The sequence below is a fragment of the Pseudooceanicola sp. HF7 genome, from assembly GCF_011806405.1.
GTDB lineage: Bacteria > Pseudomonadota > Alphaproteobacteria > Rhodobacterales > Rhodobacteraceae > Pseudooceanicola.
The window spans coordinates 23,661-43,163 of record NZ_JAATOW010000017.1 but is presented as its reverse complement, the minus strand read 5'-3'; the positions used below and the strand labels follow the sequence as shown (position 1 = coordinate 43,163).

13 protein-coding genes and 1 tRNA gene are annotated in these 19,503 nt (G+C 58.3%); 1 reads left to right on the top strand and 13 read right to left on the bottom strand.

Annotated features, from left to right (window positions below; translation table 11 throughout):
* Positions 1 to 64: 64 nt before the first annotated feature.
* Entirely contained in the window at positions 65 to 967 is a 903-nt protein-coding gene (locus tag HCZ97_RS11185) for an AEC family transporter (protein ID WP_167688803.1), read from the bottom strand.
* A gap of 902 nt (positions 968 to 1,869) precedes the next feature.
* On the opposite strand from HCZ97_RS11185, the gene HCZ97_RS11180 reads away from it, so the two are divergent.
* Positions 1,870 to 3,390: an aldehyde dehydrogenase (NADP(+)) gene (locus HCZ97_RS11180; RefSeq protein ID WP_167688802.1), complete on the top strand. Its 1,521-nt coding sequence runs from the start codon at positions 1,870 to 1,872 to the stop codon at positions 3,388 to 3,390.
* A 769-nt stretch (positions 3,391 to 4,159) separates the two neighbouring features.
* Here HCZ97_RS11180 and HCZ97_RS11175 read toward each other — a convergent pair.
* From HCZ97_RS11175 to HCZ97_RS11120, 12 genes are all read right to left on the bottom strand, one after another.
* Entirely contained in the window at positions 4,160 to 6,781 is a 2,622-nt protein-coding gene (locus HCZ97_RS11175) for a S1 RNA-binding domain-containing protein (protein ID WP_167688801.1), read from the bottom strand.
* 493 nt (positions 6,782 to 7,274) lie between these two features.
* Positions 7,275 to 8,120 (bottom strand): ParB N-terminal domain-containing protein, encoded by an 846-nt coding sequence (locus HCZ97_RS11170; RefSeq protein ID WP_167688800.1) that lies wholly within the window; start codon positions 8,118 to 8,120, stop codon positions 7,275 to 7,277.
* 29 nt (positions 8,121 to 8,149) lie between these two features.
* A complete protein-coding gene (locus HCZ97_RS11165) occupies positions 8,150 to 8,752 on the bottom strand; it encodes a hypothetical protein (RefSeq protein ID WP_167688799.1) in 603 nt (200 codons plus the stop codon).
* 677 nt (positions 8,753 to 9,429) lie between these two features.
* The gene (locus HCZ97_RS20455) at positions 9,430 to 10,008 is read right to left on the bottom strand and encodes a BRO family protein (RefSeq protein WP_167688798.1); all 579 of its coding nucleotides are present in this window, start codon (positions 10,006 to 10,008) and stop codon (positions 9,430 to 9,432) included.
* Positions 10,009 to 10,086: 78 nt separating this feature from the next.
* A complete protein-coding gene (locus tag HCZ97_RS11155) occupies positions 10,087 to 10,722 on the bottom strand; it encodes a recombinase family protein (protein WP_167688797.1) in 636 nt (211 codons plus the stop codon).
* A 335-nt stretch (positions 10,723 to 11,057) separates the two neighbouring features.
* On the bottom strand, positions 11,058 to 12,413 hold the full coding sequence (locus tag HCZ97_RS11150) for a site-specific integrase (RefSeq protein ID WP_167688796.1): 1,356 nt from the start codon (positions 12,411 to 12,413) through the stop codon (positions 11,058 to 11,060).
* 1,134 nt (positions 12,414 to 13,547) lie between these two features.
* Positions 13,548 to 14,192 (bottom strand): hypothetical protein, encoded by a 645-nt coding sequence (locus HCZ97_RS11145; protein ID WP_167688795.1) that lies wholly within the window; start codon positions 14,190 to 14,192, stop codon positions 13,548 to 13,550.
* Between the two features lie 1,228 nt (positions 14,193 to 15,420).
* Entirely contained in the window at positions 15,421 to 15,936 is a 516-nt protein-coding gene (locus HCZ97_RS11140; RefSeq protein WP_167688794.1) for a ribonuclease H, read from the bottom strand.
* A gap of 590 nt (positions 15,937 to 16,526) precedes the next feature.
* The gene (locus tag HCZ97_RS11135) at positions 16,527 to 16,832 is read right to left on the bottom strand and encodes a BRO family protein (RefSeq protein ID WP_217701767.1); all 306 of its coding nucleotides are present in this window, start codon (positions 16,830 to 16,832) and stop codon (positions 16,527 to 16,529) included.
* A gap of 145 nt (positions 16,833 to 16,977) precedes the next feature.
* On the bottom strand, positions 16,978 to 17,643 hold the full coding sequence (locus HCZ97_RS11130; RefSeq protein WP_167688793.1) for a recombinase family protein: 666 nt from the start codon (positions 17,641 to 17,643) through the stop codon (positions 16,978 to 16,980).
* Positions 17,644 to 17,918: 275 nt separating this feature from the next.
* Positions 17,919 to 19,325 (bottom strand): hypothetical protein, encoded by a 1,407-nt coding sequence (locus tag HCZ97_RS11125; RefSeq protein ID WP_167688792.1) that lies wholly within the window; start codon positions 19,323 to 19,325, stop codon positions 17,919 to 17,921.
* A 93-nt stretch (positions 19,326 to 19,418) separates the two neighbouring features.
* A tRNA-Thr gene (locus HCZ97_RS11120) sits at positions 19,419 to 19,494 on the bottom strand.
* Between the last annotated feature and the right edge of the window lie 9 nt (positions 19,495 to 19,503).

Sequence of the window (19,503 nt, the reverse complement as noted above, 5' to 3'; positions counted from 1 at the left end):
GGTGGCCGCCCGTGCACCGGCAGACGCCGCGCCTGCCGGGTGACATGGACCCGGTGGCCCCTTCTCAGGCCAGCACCATCAGGACCAGCGGAATGGTCAGCACCGCCGCAAGGGTCTGGGCCGTGACCAGCCCGGCCATCAGCGTGCCGTCCCCGCCCAGCTGGCGCGTCAGCACATAGGCCGTGGGCGCCGTGGGGATGGCAGAGAAGACCACCAGCACCAGCGCCTCTGTCCCGTCCAGCCCAAAGAGCAGCGCCACGCCGCTTGCCAGCGCGGGCATGGCCAGCAGCCGCAGGGCCGAGGTCGCGGCCAGCGCGCCGATCTGCTGGCTCATGGCGCGCGGCTGCAGCGCCGCGCCGACGCAGAGCAGGCCCAGCGGCAGGCTTGCGCGCGCCATGAGGTCCAGGAAGCGCCCGGCGCCGAACGGCAGACCCAGCCCGCTGAGCGCCAGGGCGAAACCGGCGATACAGGCCAGGATCAGCGGGTTGCGCAGCACCGTGCGCAGCAGGCGCATCGGGTGGCGCAGCGCCCCCTGTTCGGTCAGCGCCAGGATCGACAGCACGTTCACCAGCGGCACGCAAACGGCCAGGTAGATGGCCGCGCGCTCGATCCCCGCCGGGCCCGCCAGGCTGGTGATGACCGCAAGGCCAAGGTAGGTGTTGAAGCGCACCACCCCCTGCAGGGCCGGGCCGAAGCGGGCGGCGGGCATGGGACGCAGGGCGCGCACGGCGACCAGCGCCAGGGCCGCAATCAGGATCGTCACGATCGCCGCCCCGCCCAACCGCAGCAGCGCCGGATCGCGCACCGGGGCCTCGGCAAGGCTGGCCACCAGCAGCGCCGGGAACAGCAGGAAGTAGTTCAGCCGTTCCGCCGCGGGCCAGAAGCCCGCTGACGGAAAACCCGCGCGCGCCAGGACGAAGCCCAGGCAGATCAGCCCGAAAAGCGGCCATATGGTGATGAAAAGCACGATATCCCCCCTGCCAACGGCGCGACTAGACACCCAAGCGCGCCGGACCGCCAGAGCCGTGGCAGCAAGACCGGGTGTGACAGGGGCACGCAGGGCGCAGGGGCGGCCCTGGGGCAACATCGAGGCTACCCCTTGCCGGTGGTTGTTGGCGGGAAAAGGTCAAACTTGTGTGATGACATTTTGCCTTTGGGTCGCTTGGGCTCAGGTAGGAGGGGCGCAGGACCTCCGGAGGACTGGCGAATGATGGCAAGACAGGCCCGCGCCGCGAAGGCGACGCGCACTCAGAGACACGGAGCGCCGCGCGCCCTGGCCGGCACGGATGGTATGATCATCCGCACGGCGCCCACACTGCGACGTGCACCTTTGCGCAAGCTGAGTGCCCCGCTCGCGCCTTCCGCCAGCGCCGAAAGCCCTCTGGGCAGGGACAGATTTCCGCTTTCTTGCAGTGGGTTCGCGGCAAACGAGCCCTTCGCCGCCCGCGACGGTCTCGCCGCTCTGCCGGTCCCCAGCGGGGTACCGTTGACCGGCGGCAGGCGGACACTCCAGGCGGGTCCCGGCCAAGAGGTCTTGTTATCCTGGATTGAAAGGGTCAGGAATCGGGGCGTGAAACTGGACCTCGATTCCAACGCGCGCCCGGCCCACAGGCAAGGTCGGGACCTTGCCACGGCCCGCCCTGCGCGGGTCCGCGCCCCGGCCGGGCAGCGGATCGGCCCCTTGGGCGCCGCTCTGCCCAGCTTGGGAGATGCCTGCCATGAGACTCCACATGTCTGACAACTTCACCCCTTCCCCCGCCCCGGCGGGGAGGACCGGCACACGCGCGCTTCCTGTGGATCGCGCAGATCCGGCGCGGGTGGGCTTGCGGGCCCTCCCATCCCTTTTTCCTGAACCGAAAGGAGCACCACGTGCTTGATGCTTTCACGCCCCACGGCAAACACCTTGTCGCCGGCGAATGGGTCGCCTCCGACAAGACCTTTTCCTCTGATCCCGCCCATGGGCCCGCGCATGAGTATTGCGTCGGCACGCCAGAGCTGGTGGACCGCGCGGTGAAAGCCGCCGAAGAGGCCTTTACCACTTACGGCTATTCCTCGCGCAAGGATCGCGCGGCCTTCCTGAACGCCATCGCGGATGAGATCGAAGCCCGCGCCGAGGCGATCACCGAGATCGGCACCCAGGAAACCGGCCTGCCCGAAGCCCGTCTGCAGGGCGAGCGCGGCCGCACCACCGGCCAGCTGCGCCTTTTCGCGGAGCATATCCTGAAGGGCGATTACCTGGACCGCCGCCACGATGCCGCCCTGCCCGATCGCGCCCCGGCACCGCGTCCGGACCTGAAGATGATGCAGCGCCCCATCGGCCCGGTTGCCGTCTTCGGTGCGTCGAACTTTCCGCTGGCCTTCTCCACTGCGGGCGGTGACACGGCGGCCGCACTGGCCGCCGGTTGCCCGGTCGTCGTCAAGGGCCACAGCGCCCACCCCGGCACCGGAGAGATCGTGGCCGAGGCCATCGCCGCCGCCATCGTGTCCTGCGACATGCCCAAGGGCGTCTTCAGCCTGATCCAGGGTGGCAAGCGCGACGTGGGCCAGGCCCTTGTGCAGCACCCGCTGATCAAGGCCGTGGGCTTCACCGGCTCGCTGGGCGGCGGGCGCGCGTTGTTTGATCTCTGCGCACAACGCCCCGAGCCGATCCCCTTCTTCGGGGAGCTCGGCTCCGTCAACCCGATGTTCCTGCTGCCCGAGGCCGCAAAGGCACGCGGCGCAGAGCTGGGCGCGGCCTGGGCCGGATCGCTGACCATGGGCGCGGGCCAGTTCTGCACCAACCCCGGGATCGCGGTGGTCCAGTCCGGCCCCGAGGGCGATGCCTTCGTCCAGGCCGCAGCAGAGGCGCTGAAGGAGGTGTCTGGCCAGGTCATGCTGACGCCGGGCATCGCCGATGCCTATCGCAGCGGCAAGGCCCAGATCGAGGACAAGGGCAGCGTGACGCCCATCGTCGTAACCGAAAGCGACGGGCGCAGCGCCTGCCCGAACCTTTACGAGACCGATGCGCAAAGCTACCTGGCAGACGCCGAGCTGAGCGAAGAGGTCTTCGGCCCGCTCGGGCTGGTGGTCCGGGTCGCGAATGCCGCAGAGATGCCGGGCCTTGCCGCCGGCTTCGAAGGGCAGCTGACCGCGACGCTGCACATGGACAAGGGCGACACGGCTCTGGCACAGAAGCTGGCCCCGGTGCTGGAACGCAAGGCCGGGCGCGTTCTGGTCAATGGCTTCCCCACCGGCGTGGAAGTGGCCGATTCCATGGTGCATGGCGGCCCCTACCCCGCCTCGACCAACTTCGGCGCGACCTCGGTCGGCACCCTGTCGATCCGGCGCTTCCTGCGCCCGGTCTGCTACCAGAACATGCCCGACGAGCTGATGCCCGGCGACTGGAGCTGATACGACTGCGCGAAGGGGCGTTCCCGCCCCTTCGCGACTTCCTTGCCTGGCTGAGCGCGGGATTCGCTGAGGCGGAGGAGCATCGCCAGGGCAAGCTTTTCTCAAAGATCACGCAATTAGAGCACGTCTTGCGCACCCGTTTCTGGGGCGCTCGATAAGTCATGCGCCGGGCCCAGATGACAGGACCCGCCGCCAGCAACGCTGGCTGTATCGGGATGTGAAGCTTGGGAAGTGGTGCCCCCACACGGCGTGATGCGTATCCACATCCCAATGAATTCCTTGGATAATTACCACCAACACAGCCGAATGTGTAGTGAAACATGGATACAAACCTCAAGCTTACATATCGGTCCGAGAGCGCTCGTGCTTCCTATACCCGGATGGCCAGCATGGTACGTGCCGCAAGTTCGCCGAAGGGCGGGAAGCGGTCCTTCGCCGCAGTCGCGAAGGCGCCCAAGCCGCACCACGGAAGCGGACATTCGGACGAGAACCAAGACCGGCGCCCGCTCGATCGACACCAAGGGCGGGGAGCGGGCTTTCGCTGCGTCTTAGACGAACGACCGCAGGGCACGGATCGGAACTGGCGCCCCGGCCTTAGTCTCCGAAGCGGCTCGACGTCTGCAGCGCAACTTGGGCACTCGTTCGAAAACGACCCAGCTTATGTGCGGCATCCAACGAATTCACGACTAACGAGAACATGAACTTGGAGCCAACTTCTGAAAGCGGAAGGTTGGTAACCGGGGCCGTGCCTCGCAATAGGCGCCATGATTCAACTATTTGAATGGAGTGCCAGGTCGATTTTCTTCCCTAAGACATCAACTTTCTCAATTTTTACGCTTACGACATCACCTCTGGTAAAGTCACTTGGGCGACCCAGTAGATTTGAAACATGAATCATCCCGTCAACGCCATTCTCAAGCTGAACGAAAACACCAAAATTCTTAATGCCTACCACTAAGCCGTCATACACATTTCCAGCCAAAAACCTAACCTCGACACCTGCCCATGCGCCAAGGTGCTCTCTCTCTTTACGGTCAACCACTGCGTGCAAGTTGCTCGTGGATATCAAATCTGAAAGGGAGCTATCCTTGTGAACAAGCTCTATCCTATCCAACACCTCCTCTGACTGCGCCCGAAGAAAATCGGCAACTGCACCAGCATTCTGAACGACGGTACGATTTGAGAACTGCGACGCATGATTTCGAATTCTATCCGATATAGACCTGGCAAGACTTTGATCCCGAAACCACGTGTCCTCAGAGACAGCGGAAATATACTGAATGTTTCCCATAAGATATATATGAGTTCGGCCAGCAGGTCCGATGGTGACGAGATCATCCAACGAAACGTCGGACATTCTGAAGTCTTCACTTACAACACAATGGCTACGCACAAGGTAGTTCAACTCTCGCGTGAATGCTTTTTCTTCGAGACCCATTGGCCGAAGCGCATCATAGATATCCATTGCCCGAGCATACTTGGAAAGCCGACTTCCCTTTCCAATTTCCCCCAAGCTTCTCAGGTATCTTAATATGCCCACTCTCACGAAGAAGTTTGGTCGAGGATCGTCAATATCAGCGGAGAAAAGATTTACCACGTATGAGGTGTCGCTATCATAATATCGCTTCTTGGGTCGAAGAATGACTCGGCTAACCATAGACATTGGGAGGGCGTATTCACCTCTTGATTGAACGATTTTCACAATCTCATCTTCAGATATGTGCCCACTTGAGCAGAAATCCAAAAATATCTCCATCGCTCTTCGCATATTTCGCCCTGAAAGGCCAATCAATAGCCGGCGAACAGATGCGTCAGTGTCGAAAATAGATCGTAAAATGGACGTTAAGTAGTATGCTTTATCTTCTGATGTGTATGATACCTTCATCGCGTTTGGTAGATCATACGAGAATTTTCGATCAGGGTCCTCTTCGAGTTTCGAAATCGCCAAATCAACACGAGAGCGAAGAATGAGGTCAAACCTCGGAGGCTCAATTCTGAACGACATATCTTTAAGCGCCGTATCGAGCGGCGGAAGGCCTAGGTTGTTGTCGTAGGTCTCCTCTCTTAGCGGTAAGAAGACCATGGCGTCAAATTCATTTCTAATCCACTGCGCTGCCTCAAACATCAATAGCTGCTCATCCATTGATCTCTTATCGCAATTGTCTAGGGCTATTACAACTAATCCGGACTTTCTGCTCGAGACATAACTGCAGTACGATTGAGCGACAAAGTGATCATCCTTTAGGAACTCAGAAATATAATCAGCAAGCTTCTCGTTATATTTTTCTCCACTTCCTTGATATAGACTGCCCACTCCCTCATTGAACTCCGATATCTTCCTTCGGAAGATCTTCCTGATCGTTCGAATGTTCTTGAAATTTACATCTGGGAAGGCGCTCTCTGCGCCGCGCTGAATTTCTTTCCGAAGCCAAGGGTAAATTTCATCACGGCCAACTGGAGCAACGTTCATATTGATGTGAACCCAGTGAGTGCCTTCTCGGAGGTCGCTCGGTAGCGCTTTTACCCTAAGATGATCAACGAACGTTGTTTTACCTGCGCCAGCCGCTCCAATAAGAAGCATAACTTGATTTTTGAGTCTCTGCCCGTACTTGAGTTTTTCGATAATCTCATCTGGACTTGACGTGTCATCTATTGCCTTTGCATTCTTCTCGGATGGTGGAATAATGGCTTTGAATGTTCTGTCAATGGAATCAACATACCTCTCCCGACGCCGCGAAGGGATGTAGCATTCGCGCGCAATAACATCCCTTTCATCTATGGTCTCCGGATTGAAAAGCTCGCGAAAATCAGACTTAATAGTTACTCCAAAAGAGTTTAGCCCAACTTCCTCCTCTTGCGCTGCGATTCCGCCTACCAGTTTACGAGGTTTCCAGTACCTTCGTGGACGAAGTTCCTTCAGGACCTCCAATGCCCAGGAGGCGAGCTTGTCGGACGAGTATTTTTCAGAAAAAAGTGAATATTCAGTATCCGTCGGCGTCCACCTCTCTGACTTTATATCGAAATCTGGACTGGCGCTGTTGGACCAACCTGCAAGAATTCTATTTCCGTCACAGGCTATGACAAATTTTACTGGGTCAACATCAGGGCCGTAGCCCGCGTTGACTTCAGCCGCATACAGGCGAGCTTCTCGAAGTGCCTCTACGAGATCTTCACCTGGAGCCTTTGCTTCAACAATTAGGACGGGGAGGCCATAGACAGAGACCACAAAGTCAGGGAAATAGTTCTTTTTTGATTTACCCTTGTCTATTGTGATGCTCTTGATGCTTACTTTTGTTGATATCCAGCTGTCTGGAATCCCTAAACCCTGGGGCGCTGCATCTTTTAGAAGCGGCAGAATGACTTTCTGCTCGACATCACTTTCGCTCTTCATCTCTTGAAACCGCCGATTCTCTGCACTGTGGGTAAGATAGTGGCCCGCTTCAGTCGGCTTTGCAAAGTTTTGTGTTACGATAGCCCCCTAGGTTCCCTCTTTTGCATCCTGTTCTGTGGGCAGTGCCTACGGAGCGGTTGTATGCTCTCGCTTGAGAAACCAGCGCTAGCCAGATGGACAATCAGATGAAAGGCCTCATGAAGCTGAAGTGATGCATCGGTGTGACTGTGTAGAAGGACCGCTTCGCGCTTTGGATGGGTCATCCGCAGCGCCTAACACGAAAGTCCGCAACGGGCCGTTCCTGCGCGACGCGCCGGGTGGGTGTCACCGTCCCCCTGGCGCTCCCCCGCCGAGGTCTCTAGGCATCCATGTTCGACGCCATGCCTGCAAGCTCCGCCCTGTCGGGTTGGAAAAGGGCGACCTACAGCCGCCCCCTCCTGTGTCTCAGGGTGTGCAATTTGCACAGTCTACTGCTTGCACCCCCTAGGGCTTCTCAGAAGTCTCCACATGGCCCCTCTTCGGGCTCTGCATGGGGGTCTTCGTCGGGATACTGTCCGACCCTGCTTTCGCCCCACTCTTCCATTTCATCGTCCATCCCACCGAATGAGTACTCCATGAAGTAGCGGAGCTTCCGTTCTCCGAATGCGATGCCCATAGCTTCCGCCGTCAGTTCATCGTCCCAGAAAGGCAGCGGGTTGTCGCGTCGGTCTGTGACTTCCCGAAGGGCCTTCGACATGGCTTCTACGGCCTCTCGCCTCTCTGCATCGCTCATCATTGGCTGCTCTTCGTCTCCTTCGGGCTTTGCCTTTCTGTCCTGCCACCAGCGGCCCGTGATCTCGGTATCCGCCGCCTGCATCTCCTTGAAGCGAGCCCGCATGTAACCAACAGTTCGCGGCGACACACCGGTGGCCTGCGAAAGCTCCTTCTTGGAATAGTCGAGGTTTTCCCAGACCAGCCGCCAAGCGAAGTCGGCCCTCTGATTTGACGTCAAAGGAAGTGAGGCATTGGTATGCTCTTGGGCAGAGACAAGGAGGGCATCCCGGAATGAGCATTCCAGGACCCTTGCGGGTATCTTCTTGGCTCCCTTCTCGGAGCGATAGGCGGCGACCCTGTGGCGTCCATCAAGGATGATCAGGAGGCCTTCGGGGTCTCGCGGATTGCGCCACAGCAGGATGGGGTCAAGCTGTCCGACGATGCATTTGGTCCGGGCGAGGTCTTTGACCCACTCCTTGTCGAGGGGGCCGGGGCGGGCCGTTCCCGCCTCGCTCTCAAGGTCGATCTGGTCAAGGCGAACGGGGGTTTTCCGCCCGCGCTCCTTGCACGTGCGTTTCGTGGTCATGTTTGGGCTTCCTTTGGGGTTTTCTACGCTCAGTCGCGCTCGGGATAGTCGAATTCAGACCCGGCGAGGTCTGCCCGAAAGCGGGCCTTTTCCTGTAATTCACTGCGCGTGTCGCAGCCTCTGGGCTTGCCGACCAAGTAGACGTTCGCCCGGCGCAGGTTGAGGGGATTTCCGTCCTCCATGCGGGCCTGTTGGCCTTTCGTGGCGTTCGCGATAATTCGTCCGACCGGCACTTTCCGTGATCTTTCACTCATGGGAACTCCGATGCGGACTTGCCCCCTTTTTCGATCACCTTCCTTGTTGCCGTATTGCCATGCGCCGTCTGCGCCGGTTTCCAAAATATCCAAAAAAACCCTGAACTCCGTCACGGCTTCGACAGCTTCACCAGTACGCGCGTCTGTCATCTGAATGCTGATGCAGAGGGTGTCATCGTCATCGAAAAACAGCCGGGCTTCTCGACGTTGCTTGCCGGACGTCCCGGCGACTCTGCGGGCAAGGTGTTCGGCAAGGTGTGCCGTGGCTCTACGGAGTACAAAGTCCCAGTATTCGGATAGGGTCGAGACTCCGTAGGGGCTGTAAAAACGAGTGGAAATGATGGCGTCAGCCGCCATGCGGGGGGTCATGTTCTGCATGTTGAGTCCATTATTTACAGAGGGCACGGAGAACTCTCCCCCATGCACTTGCTTGGGGGTGGCTCCGTTAGCTTTGGTTTGAGGGTGTCGGATGGGGAGCGGCGATGCGCTCCGCTGGCCACGGTTTATGGGGGCCACAGGGCGGACCGGTTCGTCCTTCTGGAGCAGCCCAGTTTCAGCCCACATGGGGTCCGAATGGTCGGTTCTCTTAGAGCAACCCAGTTTCAGCCCTCATGGGGTCCGCATGGTCGGTTCTCTTAGAGCAACCCATCCCTTGACCGCCCTACGCCTGCTGTCGGGGGCACCTGTCGCACCCCGAAAGGTGGGCATCCGATACCCGGCAGGAAGCCCCCGAGAACCCTCCTGAATTCCCGCAAGGTGCCCGGTGGCCCTGTGGACCCCTAGCGACCCCTTCTAGCCTCTCAGCGGCTTGCTCTCGCGCTCCAAGAACCAACGGAAGCACAAAACCCGGCCATGCCACCCGTCAGTTTGTCCGGGGTCTACTCGCATGGCCCAGAAACGCGGCTCTCCGGCAAGGCCCGGATCAACCTGGATATCGAAATTGTGCTTGAGCATGGTCTTTCCCTTCTTGGTCAATTTTCAGAAGGGGGGAGATGAAGTCAGCCGGTCACTGGTTGAACCCACAAGTGGGAATATCATTTCCCTTCAGATGCTTATCACAGCCCTAGCGCCCTGCAAGACTTCTCCTCGCCCATGACGTAGCTGCCATCCTTGCGGATTGCCGGGAGGACAGTGCCGGTCACCCAGTTCTGGAAGGCTTCTGCTTCGGACTTATTGGAGCGCATGATCAGCTTGTAGAGACCGCTCTCGTTGATCAGCTTGCTGGAGGCACCACGCCCCGTGGTCAGCTTCTGTCGTTTAACCTCCAAAGTTTGGAGATTATTCAGGGACGTCGAGACGCTCTTCAGGCCGAGTACCTTGCAAGACTTCTCCTCGCCCATGACGTAGCTGCCATCCTTGCGGATTGCCGGGAGAACCGTGCGGGTTACCCAGTCTTGGAAGTCCAGCGCCTCGGGTTTGTCGGAGCGCAGGATCAGCGCATAGAGGCCGCTCTCGCTGACGAAGACCAGCCCTCGGTTCGGAAAGGTAACGTCAAGCGAGCTGACGTCTGACTTCTTGATGAGACGGGACTGAGAGGCACTCAGGCGCTTGGTGGCCTCCCTGGAGTTCCCGATCCCCATAAGGTCACATGCGTCCTTCGCGGCGAACCACGGCTCACCCTCCAGGGTAACCACGCGGATGCTTTTCCTGCTTATGAGCCGCAAAGACAGATAGCAGACGCGCATGTTGCCATTTCGCAACGCCCCTTCACTTCACATCCCCCAGCGCGTCAATGCTGCCTCTGCTGCTGCTGGGTCTTTCCGAATGCGGATCACGGCTTGGCGGGTGAGGCCCGTGGCCTTGGCAACTTCGCTGGTCCCTGCGTTCTGCGCTGACATGTTCTGCACCATCTCGAAGGCTTTGCGGTCATAGCTGGGCTTCTTGCCTCGGTATCGGGTCTTGTCGGCCCTTGCGGCCTCTATTCCGGCCTTCTGGGCTTCCTTCGTGGCTTCTGCCTGTGCCTGAGCCGTTGCCGCCATGAAGGCGATCAGCGCGTCTCTCACGGCCTCCTGCATGGGGTCCGTGGTGGCCCCGTCGAATGTCATGTTGTTGATCACTGTCCGAATGACCACGCCTTGTCGCATCAACTCGCGGATGGTGTCGGTAACGTCTTGGTAGTTGCGGCCCAGGCGGTCCACCCAGCGCACCACAAGGGTATCCCCGCTCCGGAGCATGTCGAACAGCCTTTTGCCCTCGGGGCGATCCCGCAGGCGGGTGCTGACACCTGATACCCCGTGATCTGAGACAACCGCATCAACCGCAAAGCCTGCGGCCTCCGCTTGGGTCTTCTGGTGCTCTAGGGTCTGGTCCGCTGTTGATACGCGGGCATACAGGATGGTCTTGGACATGTTGCCTCCGGGGTGTCGTTAGGGGTCATGTCCGTTGATAGATGTGTCCGTTGATGCATTCAACCCTTATGGACGCCATGTCGGGCACCTTCTCACATGTCCGTTTAAGTATACCCTTGCGGACACATGTTCTTTCGGACCCCCCCCGCCTGTCCGTTTCTAGTGGGGGGTGCCTGCACTGCTCGTGGAAAAGCCCCCGCCTCCTGCTCTCGCGCGGGCACCTCTCGGGTATCCCGCAGGGACAGAGGGGGCACCGGGGGGGAAACCCGCTCGCGCCCTTATCCAATGTGGGGTCTCGAATTTTTGGGCCAAAATCAGGGCGATCTACGAAGCTGCTAGTCCAAGCCCAGGGCCTTGATAAGCGCGTCTCGCTTCTTCTCTAGTGGGATATCACCGCCGTAGGACGCAGCCTCGCCTCGCCCGTAGGAGTGGCCCTCAATGGCCCGCTGTGTCGCGTCATGGACCTCAGCCCGCCGCAACCGGTCGGACATGTTGTGCCGCAGGCTGTAGGTGACGTGTTTTCGGTTTGTCGAAAACTTCCTGATACGCCGGTTCAGGGCTTGCGACAGGTTATCCATCCCGCCCTCGCGGCAGTAGTGGGGGAAAAGCGGCGCTGAGCCGTCCGTGGCTTCGTCTAGTAGTTCTTTGGCAACATCCAGTGCCCTGCCCACGAGCGGCACTTTCCGTGTTGACCATGCGGTTTTCAGGGAGCGCCCCTCCCTCTCCGTAAGGACAAGGTGTGGGATCGCATGATCCAAGATGACCTCATTTCGGTTCAACTCTCTTATTTCGCTGGGACGCGCCCCGATAAAGTCTATGAGCGTCCAGATAGCCAAAAGGACCTTGTTTCGGCCTCCCTCTAGGCTGCTGTACACGCCTTGGATGACTTCTTCGGGCAGCGCTTCCCGCTCCTCGCGGCGGCTGACTTTCGACTTGGGTAGTTTCAGCTTCTCGAAGGGGTTCGCATCTCCTGCATCCAGTTCACTTCGCGCGGTGTTGATCACAGTGCTTATGTCGGACTTCTCGCGCTTGATTGTTCCGGGTGCTGCGCCTGCCTCGCTCCGCATGTCGCGCCATTTGCGGGCCTCTTCTCGGGTTATCTCAGAGACCCGCTTGTCTTCACCAATCACCGCGATCAGGCTGCGCTCCACCCGCCGGAAACGCTGCTCCTGCTTCTTCCGCTTCTCGGGCGTGTCCTTCGCATTCTCTTTGAGATAGAAATTGAAGGCGTCTGTGATTGTCGGCTCTGGGGTCTGCTTTGGCACACCGGACAGGAGCGCCCCGGCTCTAAGCGCTTCTTCCTCCGGCACCCCCTCATACTCACCTGTCGCGGGGTTCTGATAGCGGTCGATGATCTCGCCTGCCGCTACTTCACGCCATGTTCGCTCATTGTCATCTCGCCCAGCGCTGTGAGGGTCTGCACCCCATACTTCGAGCATCGCTTTGAGCTTGTCGCGCTGCGTCGCTGGTGAAAGCCCTGCAACACCGGCCTGTGCGAGGGATTTCATATGCTCGATGCGCTGATGGTACGGGCCGTATTGGATCAGGGCTTCCTGACGGGTCTTCCCAAGGGTTTTCACAAACTCGCGCTGTTGGACCCACGGTTTTAGGGCTTTCGGGACCACCCGGCGATAGAGCCAGCGACCATTTCGGGGGTCTTGCTTGAGATATTCCACTGTCACATTCTGCATGTCCATATGTCCCCGCATGGATACGGACATGGATACACACAGGCAAGCCCGAGGGCTTCTCACCAATAAAATCAATGTGTTAGGTGATTTTTCTGGTGCCCCCACACGGACTCGAACCTCAATTTTTCCCGATACATTCCAAGGCATTAAGACCACAACGCACCATGGATGTGTAGTGCTTGTGTAGTGGTTTCGGCTTACTTGGCAGAAGACGCTGGGAAGCGAACAGCGACGAACAAACTGCAGAGGCAAGAAATTGCAGGAGGTGCACAGAAATCCGGGAGCGGCTGGTCGGCAGCAAACCTCAGGAAGAGAATGCAGAGCCCAAGCCTCCGCTCGCCCTATATCAGTCGACTATCCGGGCCCTGAGCGGACGATCAGTGTCTCGCCGGAACCTAGCTGCTTCCGGCCCGTTCCAGACATTTGAACTGCGCAAGGCGATAATCAATCAAGCGCTTTGTTCGGCTGGATGTGGAGGCGTATCTTACAGAGCGCTATCTCATTTCGCTTCTGGTAGACCTGCTGGGAGGACTTACAGAAAGCCCCGCACGACAAACCAAACTGGCGCGAGAAATATCAGCCACCCGAGCAAAAGCATCGCCGCGTCGAGCAGCTTCGGCCAAAGCCGGGGTGGCTGATTATCATTTGCTGGTTTCATTGGTTTGATCAGTTTAGTGGGCGGTCCTTCGTGCCTCGAAAAGCTTGTGCAAGTAGTGGTTATTGATTGATTAACAGGGCTATGAAAAATGTAGTTCAGGTCCTGGCCTTCATTGCTCCACAGAGCGACACTGACACCCAGCGTCTCGATTCCGAAAATAGGCCGCGAAGTCGAAGTCGGCCCCTTGCAGACCTCCATGCCGGGCGCAGCGGATGACCGGTCTCAGCTCATTCTGTTCTCTAATGAGTCAAGGTCTGACGGCTTTGTCCTGAGCGAGAGGTGGCCCATTCCTACTGACGGAAGCATTGCCTAAGGAAGCAGGTCATGGCCCTGAAGATTTGGTTCTGGAAGTCTGAAACTCATTGCAGTTGTCGATCAGTATGGTGAGGGCAAGGGATCAGAACGGGAATTGAAATCACTTGCATTCACCGGTTGGGTTGAGTGGTGATGTGGCCCGGATAGAATCTTGACATAGATCACTTTGGGATATCACCTTCGATGAGTGTGGCAAAAGTTGCGCCAGCCTCAAGCAGCATCGGCACCAGTGCCGGCGGAACCATGATCGTAGCTCCATAGATCTTTGATTCGCGAATTACCACATCATCCAAGATGATGGCGTGTCCGGTGTTTACAATCCCACCTTCGATAGGACGAAGCATTATGAAGATGCATTCAAAGAATTCATTTCCAACAAATTCAACCGATTTATGCATGTAAATATTCGCCGGCCCAAGAAGTTCACAGTTTGAAATCCTTTTCCTATTTATTCTCCTGTCAATTGGGCTTACTAAATCCTGAATCCGAAATCTCTTATTGTCAATTATTCTGTCAAGCGGATTGAATTCCGTTATGTTTTTAGAGTATGCCCGCGCGATACTGGCCTTGATCCAAATAAAGTAAACTCCGCTTAGGGCAATCAAAATAATCGAAAAAAGCAATGCCCCAGCGAATCCTGAGAAAAGCAATCCGAACAGACCAAATTTTGCAATCCACGCAACCCCCTTCGATGAGTAAGCAGATAGAATCCCGAGAATTGACGACCCTGCAAGTAAAAGGTACGCCCCATACCAATAGCCGAAGCCGTCAACGAGGCGGTTTATGACGAAGAATATTTTTTTCATGAAACGATCATCGCCTAGCTTCGCTCCACTGAGAAGAAAAACTTTATCAGTTGCTCGAAGATCTCAAATTTATGCATGTTTGCAAAAATCTGGACGGGCCCAGGAGTCACATGGTTGTCAGAACATCGAGGCAGACTTTGCCCCATTGGTCGTTATCGGGGCTGTCCCGAGTAGTGAAGATAACTTGCAGCACCCTACACTAAGAGGCCCTTCTGGCCTTCTGCGGAGCCACCCGTTTCGACGCTGTGCTGCGCAAATTAGTCAAAAATCGACCGCTCGCTATCTGCGCACTGCTGCCGTCTGTGCCCCCCGCAGCGAACGGCAGCTCTCCGCCCTCTCCGACCCTGCCGGGTACAATGCTGCGCCGAGCGCGGATATGCTTAAGGTGCCCACCTGCCAGGTGACTGACCGGATGCTGCAATGAGCAGTTAGACCCTCTCCTTGTTTATGATACCCTAGGGGCACCCGTAGGGGTGACGATCTATGGATAGATCTGATCAGTCATCATCCTACAGGCCACCCTAGAGGAACCATACAGGGTCTTATATCAGCCCCACGGGCTACCTTGATGGTTACTCATATATGTGCGGAGGGACTTTCGAACGCTAGGCAGCGTATTGCCTCTGTTCCTGCGTCCTGCCCATTGGGAAACGCTGACGAAGCTCGGCTATGGTGATCCTCTCAAGTACCTCAGGGGTCTTCTCATGTATGTGCGGAGGGACTTTCGAAATGCAGAGAGGCTCTCCTGTCGTGAACGTCCGCCAAGCCGGTTTGCCCTCATCTAGGATCGTATCTCGGATGCTTGTTCCGTACTCCTCCCGGCAGAACGTATTCATGAACTTGGCGATGTTTGGTTTTCCATGGTCTGTTTCCAGCAAGCCCTTTGTTGACCCATAGGGTGCCCCGAGTAGAGCGGGGTCGGTGAGGATGTTCCTCAGAGCGGGATCGGGTCCAGATGCGGCTTCCAGGATGGCCTGCCCCATACGACGCTGCTCACGCTTCGGTAGCCGATATAAGTCATGTAGGAGCCATGCAGCCCGTCCGTAGTGCCACCTTGCCCGCTCCTTGTCTTCGATCTGGCGGGGTCCGCGATTATTGTTCCTACTGGCGACCCGAGCGCACGCCTTGGAGCAATACCGCTTGTCCTTTCGGGTCTTCTCAAAGCCTGCCCCACAAGTCGCGCAGAGGGTCTCCCCTGCGCAATCTTGGCTCGGCACTTCTGCGGCGCTCACTTGGAGGCATCCTTGTGCAGCTGCTGGTGCTTTTTAGCGGCCCGCTCCGCTCGATTTGCCGCCTCTCCGGCCAGTTGGTCCACGCGGTTATTGTCCGGGTCTCCTGAGTGGGCCTTGATCTTGCGGAAGGTCACCAACCGCTCATCCACAAGGGCCTTGATCATCTCCCATCTGTCGCGGTTCTCCACTGGCTTGCCTTTGGATGTCTTCCAGCCGTTGCCGACCCATTTGGGGAGATAGTCCTCGAGCCCATTCTTGATGTACTCACTGTCCAGGCAGATCATGACATAGGCGTCCACTGGGGTCGCCTTGAGGGCGTCGATTACTGCCTGCATCTCAGCCTTGTTGTTGGTGGTGTGTTTGCTCTTGCGGGAAAACTCGCTGGGGTCTGATCCGTCGGGAGCATACAGCCGGTAAGCAGCGCCCCCAGGACCGGGATTGCCTTTGCAGCTGCCGTCCGTGTAGGCAACGTAAGTTCCTTCGGCCAAGGCCGATTTTGTGATATCGTCCAATTGACGACTCCTTAATTTTGATCTGGGTGGCGTGTCGGATGGAGAGCGTCATTTCGCTCCGCTGGCCTCACGGAATGAGGGTCACAGGGCGATATGTTTATCCCACAAAGGGCAGCCGAACTTTCAGCCTTGATGGGGGCCGAATGGGGTTCTCCTAGTACAACTCAAGCCCGAGGCCGCTCTGCGCCTCCGCTCCGAGCACCTGTCGCGCCCCGAAAGACTGGCACCCAAGCGCCCCGCTGGAAGCCGCTGAGAGCCTCCTGAGTGCCCGCACAAGTGCCGGTGGGTCCTCTATGCTAGCGGCCCCTTTCTAGCCCCTCAGCGGCTTGCTCTCGCGCTCCCAGAACCAACGGAGGAACAAGACCCGGCCATGCCATCCCTCAGTGCGCCCGGAGTCTGCCCGCATGACCCAGCAACGCGGCTCTCCGTCGAGGCGCGGGTCTATCTGGATATCGAAATTGTGCTTAAGCATGGTCGTTCCCTTCTTGGTCACTTGTCAGAAGGGGGAGATGAAATCGGTCAGTGAGCGGTTGGTCCCACTTGTGGGAATATCATCTCCCTTCAAATACTTACCAGAACCTCACCGGCCTTCAAGCCTTCTCCTCACCCATGATGTAGCTGCCATCCTTGCGGATTGCCGGGAGGACCGTGCTGGTCACCCATTCTTGGAGGGCGCGGGCCTCGGGTTTGTTCGACCGCAGGATCAGCTTGTAGAGACCGCTCTCGGTGACAAGTTTCATCGGCCTCCCTGCGCGGACCACGCCAAGCGTAATCCGATTAAAGTTGGAGACCTCCTTGGTGTTCAGAGGACGCAAGGCGTTGGTGATGTGAGAGAGTCCTAGAGCGCGGCACACATCAGCCGCCACGAACCACGGCTCACCCTCCAGGGTAACCACGCGGATGTTGTTGCTGTTGAAGTCGAAGAGTTTCAGTTCGTTGGTCTTCCGCCCTCAAACCACCTCCTGCGTCCACGTCCGAAGCTTGTCTTCATCGTGGCACAAGACAGATAGAAGGCATGAAGGGCTCTGCATGGTAGCGCTCCTAGCTGGCACGCTCCAATCGCTCGATCACACGCTTCACTTGGGAAGCCTGCCATTTCCCGCCCCTCGCGGTCGGCACTCCGGAGCTGTTCAGCGTTGCCGCGATCTCTCTGAGGGTGGCCCCTTGGCTCCTCAGGGGCAGGACGATCCCGGCGACCCTTTCGGCCCCTTTTTGCGCCTGCGCCTTGACAGCCTTGTTCCGGGCTTTGGTGGCATCTCGCTCCCCGCCCAGCTTCACGCCCCGCGCCTTCGCCTCGCCCAGCGCCGCCTTGGTCCTGAGAGAGATGAACTCCCGCTCCTGCTCCGCTAGGGCAGCGTAGATATGAAGCTGGAACTTGTCGGCGTGGGGCATGGCAGCGACCCGAAGCTGAACCCGCTTGTCATCCATCAGGGTTGCCACGAACGACACCTTGCGGCTCAAGCGGTCCAGCTTTGCCACGAGCAGTTCAGCACCTGTCTTCCTTACGATCTCCAGCGCCTTGGAAAGCTCAGGACGGTCATCGGCTTTGCCGGTCTCCACCTCGGTGAACTCTGCCAGAACCTCAAAAGGCTCCTCTGCGTAGGCATCGAGGAAAATACCAATGTCACGCTCCTGCGCCGCGAGGCCCAACCCGGACCGCCCCTGCTCTGCGGTGCTGACACGCTTGTAAATGACGAACTGACGCATGATGCAGGGTCTCCCAATTGGCCTGCCTTCAGCCATATTCCCCAGCCGTTGCAAATGTCAACGTTGGTTGTGCCTGTAACAAAAACGGATCAGCCCCTTCTCTCATAAGCTGAAGGGGGCAATCGCTTGGCTTTCGAAAAGACCCCACCTCCCGCGCTCGCACCAGCACCTGGCGGATACCCCGCAGATGTCAGAGGGCACCGGGGGGGAAACCGCTCGCGTCCATATCGAATATGGGGTCTCGAATTTTTGACCCCAAAATCATCCCGGACGGTTCACTCTTTGGGAGCCTGGAAGAGATCTAAGAGGCCACCGCGTTTCAGTGCATTCTCGATAAACTCTGCCTGCCGCTCAAGCATCTCATCCTCACCATAGTCATCCGCTGACCCGCCTTCTCCGTAGCCATGCCCGAAGATCCGCACCTGGAAACTCTTCGGCGCGACCCAGCGCAGCTGCTCCTTCAGGGTATGCCTGAGCGAGTATGGAACTTTCACCGTCTTCTCCCACACTCCGGCAGCCTTCATCTGCTTCACGAGCGCCGCTGATAGGCTGTTGCTGCTGCTGTGTTCTGCATAGCGCGGGAAGATCGGGGCATCCTGATCCCCCTTCGCATCCAATCGCCTCTGCATCATGGCACGTGCTGCGCCAACGAGCGGGATGCTCCGGGGCCTCTCTCCGGTCTTCAGGCGGCGCTTCCGGTTGGCCTTAACCTCGAAATACGCGACATCCCCGTCTGTGGAGACCTCACGACGGAGAATTCCCCGTGCTTCATTCGGGCCAACGCCGCAGAACGTCATAAGGAGCCAGATGTCCCTGAGGTCGTCATTGCTGGCCCGCAGCTTCTGAACCACGGCAGCAACCTCCTCTGCACTCAGCGGCTTCCTCTTGGCCTCTCCTGCCGTTCCATCGTCCTGGGGCATCTCGACATCCTCAAACGGGTTGGCCCAGTGCTTCATGCCGAACCGCTTTTTGCCGTGGTTCAGTACAGCGTTCAGGATGTTGAACCGCTTCTCAATGGTCGAGATCGCATTCCCCTTGTCTCGCATGGCGTTCCGGAAGGCATATGCATCCTCTTCCGTCAGTGAGATGACCGTTGGGGCTTCCCTTCCGGTCACCTCCTCCACACCTCGCACGACAAGGCTCACCTGTTTCTCAAGATCGTTGTAGGTGGCCCTGCCCTCTCGGTCTCTCAGGTACTCCCGCGCGAAATCCTTCAGGGTCGCTGCTGGTTTCTCAATGCCGGAGACCTGCGCCTCAAGGAGAAGGTCGAAAGACGTCTTGGCGGGCCTGTTGGCAAGCTTCGCGGTCAGTTGCTGAGGGGTCAACCGAGCCGACTCCGACAGGATAGCCTCCGTGAACGCCTGGAAACGCGCCTGCTCGGCCTCCATGTCCACCGGACCAATCCGGGTGTCCGAAGGCTTCGCCAAGCCGTGCTCGATAGCGGCCTTCTGCGCCATCTCCCATTTGATCTGATCGCCGGAAACTGTCGTCTTCCGCGCCGCCATGGCCTCAAACCGCTGGTGCTCGATATCGTAGTTCCTGAGATAGACCTCAGGGTCTTTCGACTTCAGGGACCACTCGACGGCGGACCGTCCAAAGACATCTCTCAGATCCTCGGGGACACGCCTCCGGTACTTGGCATTTGCCGTCTTTGTCGGCGGCTTCAGGTGCTTTCTTTCCAAGACGACTCTCATCCCTGCCACACCCCAATGTGTAGCGTTTGTGTAGTGGTTTTCCCACTAACACCATGAAAGTACAGCAATTTCAATGATTTCTGGTGCCCCCACACGGACTCGAACCGCGGACCTACTGATTACAAATCAGTTGCTCTACCAGCTGAGCTATAGGGGCATCGGGAGC

Bases quoted from the DNA above. Each gene is read 5' to 3' on its own strand.
- HCZ97_RS11170 (WP_167688800.1), bottom strand. From the start codon at position 8,120: ATGACCACGAAACGCACGTGCAAGGAGCGCGGGCGGAAAACCCCCGTT.
- HCZ97_RS11155 (WP_167688797.1), bottom strand. From the start codon at position 10,722: ATGTCCAAGACCATCCTGTATGCCCGCGTATCAACAGCGGACCAGACC.
- HCZ97_RS11165 (WP_167688799.1), bottom strand. From the start codon at position 8,752: ATGCAGAACATGACCCCCCGCATGGCGGCTGACGCCATCATTTCCACT.
- HCZ97_RS11130 (WP_167688793.1), bottom strand. From the start codon at position 17,643: ATGCGTCAGTTCGTCATTTACAAGCGTGTCAGCACCGCAGAGCAGGGG.
- HCZ97_RS11145 (WP_167688795.1), bottom strand. From the start codon at position 14,192: ATGAAAAAAATATTCTTCGTCATAAACCGCCTCGTTGACGGCTTCGGC.
- HCZ97_RS11150 (WP_167688796.1), bottom strand. From the start codon at position 12,413: ATGCAGAATGTGACAGTGGAATATCTCAAGCAAGACCCCCGAAATGGT.
- HCZ97_RS11175 (WP_167688801.1), bottom strand. From the start codon at position 6,781: ATGAAGAGCGAAAGTGATGTCGAGCAGAAAGTCATTCTGCCGCTTCTA.